Source organism: Sphingomonas sp. LC-1 (genome assembly GCF_025371035.1).
Lineage (GTDB): Bacteria > Pseudomonadota > Alphaproteobacteria > Sphingomonadales > Sphingomonadaceae > Sphingomonas > Sphingomonas sanguinis_E.
Genome location: NZ_JANZXB010000017.1, coordinates 41,276 through 43,049 on the forward strand (window position 1 = coordinate 41,276; position 1,774 = coordinate 43,049).

3 protein-coding genes are annotated in these 1,774 nt (G+C 62.7%); 2 read left to right on the forward strand and 1 reads right to left on the reverse strand.

All coding sequences use genetic code 11. The annotated features are described in order from the left end of the window. Positions 1-1,123, forward strand: a 1,123-nt coding sequence (locus NZL82_RS18175; RefSeq protein WP_261271158.1) for a hypothetical protein, incomplete at its 5' end; no start/stop codon positions are given. Positions 1,124-1,365: 242 nt separating this feature from the next. After that, complete coding sequence (locus tag NZL82_RS18180; RefSeq protein WP_261271159.1) at positions 1,366-1,626, forward strand: hypothetical protein; 261 nt, start codon at positions 1,366-1,368, stop codon at positions 1,624-1,626. A 55-nt stretch (positions 1,627-1,681) separates the two neighbouring features. Here the strand turns inward: NZL82_RS18180 and NZL82_RS18185 are convergent. Next, positions 1,682-1,774: integrase catalytic subunit (locus NZL82_RS18185; protein WP_242417109.1), on the reverse strand; the 93-nt coding region annotated here is incomplete at its 5' end.

Below are 1,774 nucleotides of genomic sequence, written 5' to 3' on the forward strand. Positions count from 1 at the left end.
TGCGGCCGGCGCGCGGCCCCCCCGGGGCGCGCGGGCCGCCCGGCCCCCCGCGCCCCCGCTGCTCGACGAAGAGATTGCGATCGCGCGTCCCATGCTTTCCGCCGAAGCGGCCCAGTTGCTCCCGGACGAGGTACCGTTATTCGACCTAGTCGAACGCGTCTCGGCTCAGATCGGCGCCCGCGATCATGTGTTGCAGCTTCAACTGGCGGGACTGGCCCGCGACAACGAGGACGCGACAACCCTGCGCGATCGGCTGCGCGCGGAATATGCCGGAATCCAGCAACGGTTGCGGGACTGCCGCGAGCAGTTGGCGGCGAAGGGAAGCGAGCTTGCCGAACTCCAGGCCTTGTGGGACGTCGCCGCACCGGAGCAGTCGTGGAGCGAGGCGGCGTTTGCACAGCTGAAGACCGAGCTGACGAAGGAGCAGGACGAACTCGCCCGCGCTGAGGCGCATATCGAAGCTGCGCGAGCCGCATGGACCGCCGAAGCGCGGCGTGCGCAATTGGCCTCGATACGAGCCGCCATTGAACCCGCGCTGGACCAGCAGTCGCGGATGACCGCACGTATTGCTGCTGCGATGCGCGCGCAGGCGACGTTCCAAGACACCTACACCACGATCAGCAAGCGGCAGGTCCAAGATCTTGCCAAGGTCGTGAACCCGCTGTTCGCGCGCATGCACGCAAACCGGGTTTACGATCGCATCAATCTCGGTGAGGACAGCGAATTCCTGCATTGGCTGGCGCATGCTGGGGACGCACAGCTCGATCCGGGCAAGGACTTCAGCCAGGGACAGCGCCAGGACCTTGCTCTTGCCCTGTTCCTGGCGCGTGCGCGCAGCCTCGGTGGGACGTTCTTCCTCGATGAGCCCGTGGCGCATCTCGACGACCTCAATCGTGTGGGACTCCTCGATATTCTACGTGCCACCGTGCTCGAGGAAAGCCGTTCGGTGAACCTTGTCATCACCACATCGAGTCGGGCTCTGGCGCGTCATCTGATCGAGAAATTTGCCGGCATCGACACCGTCGAGACGGCTGAAGGGCCGGTGCGACCCCTCAGCGTCATTGAACTGGACGGTAACAGCCGCAGCGGGGTTGAGCTGAAAAACATCTATCCGCTCAATTGAACCATTTCGATATCGTAACCCTATGCGTGGGCTTTGGCCAGCCGATCGCTCTGATCGGAGCGATTGGCGGCAATTGTCGAGATCAGACATTCGTCTGAGGAAGTGCGAGCGGCTGTCTCTGGTCGCTTACTGCCGTTTGAAGGTGTTCAGGTGGCGGCATTTCACTCGAACCGCTTGACCCAATCTATTTGGGCGCTCGCTTGAACCAGCGCTGCCCAGTCGAGAAACGACCAATCGACTTTATGAAGTTCGCGGTTCAGGATCGTCAGGCGAACGCCCTGACCGTATTTGCCGCCGACCGTGGTCGCGGCATGGCCGCAAATCTGGTCGACGATCCGCTCCAGTACGTTGGCTTCCAGTGCAAGATCCTTGAAGCCGTGCCGGAAGCTGTGAAAGACCAACCGGGCATCGGTCGATACGTAACGGTCGATGATGCGGTTAGCGATGCGCGAGGCTTCCTTCGTCCGCTTGCCGAAACCGTTGGGAACCAGATCGGGGAATAACCGGGTGTGTCCAGCCTTCTTTGAGCAGCCCCCGCCGGGTGGTCCGGGTTGTTAGTTAGTGCATTGTCGTCTCGGCCGCCATTGCCGGGCGTAGGTGGAGCGAAGCGGAACCGGAGGCCGGTAATGGCGGTGTTGCCGCTTCCGGGGC

Coding starts and splice junctions, on each gene's coding strand:
- NZL82_RS18180 (WP_261271159.1), top strand. CDS start 1,366: ATGAAGTTCGCGGTTCAGGATCGTCAGGCGAACGCCCTGACCGTATTT.